The sequence below is a fragment of the Mycobacterium sp. ZZG genome (assembly GCF_054786995.1).
In genome coordinates, this window is record NZ_JBTBFV010000196.1 from 1 (window position 1) to 594 (window position 594).

Sequence of the window (594 nt, forward strand, 5' to 3'; positions counted from 1 at the left end):
CCCGAGTTGGGTCATTTGGCTTAGTGCCTTGAATTCTCGGCGTTCAGTGCGTTGAGGATTGCGTTGACCTCGGTGTTTAGGGCTGGCGGGTAGGTGGCGATGACGCCGTTGAGGTCGATGGTGGCTGATCGCAGGGGTTTGAGGGTGCGTAGGAATCGGCGCAGTGACAGGCCGGTGCGGGTCTGGACTTCGCGGCTGACGGCCAGGGCGGTGAACACGATGGTCAGGTGGGCTTCGATGGCGTCGCGGGTGCGGGCGAACATGGGCCGGGCAGCGAGGTCGGATTTGGACATCCGGAAGGACGCCTCGACGTGCCAGAGGTCGTGGTAGCTGGCGATCACTTCGGTCGCGGGCATCAGTGCGGCGTCGATGTTGGTGACGTAGCCCTTGAGCCCGACCAAGCGGCGGGCGCGCTGCAACGACGCCTCGTCAAATTCTTGGGAACCGTTGCAGTTCTTGATGAACCGCGGTACCCGCGCGGCTTTCTCGCCGGCGACGACCGCGCGGGCCTTGTTCTCCTGCAGGTTGAGCGTCTTGGTGTCGCGCACCGCGCGTTTGGTCGAGTACGCCCACACCGCCCGCCAGGACTTGGTG

At 64.6% G+C, this 594-nt stretch carries 1 protein-coding gene; it reads right to left on the reverse strand.

What is annotated here, in order from left to right; translation table 11 throughout:
- Window positions 1-20: 20 nt before the first annotated feature.
- The coding region (locus tag ACXMYJ_RS29325; protein ID WP_460359577.1) for an IS1634 family transposase at window positions 21-594 on the reverse strand (574 nt) is incomplete at its 5' end.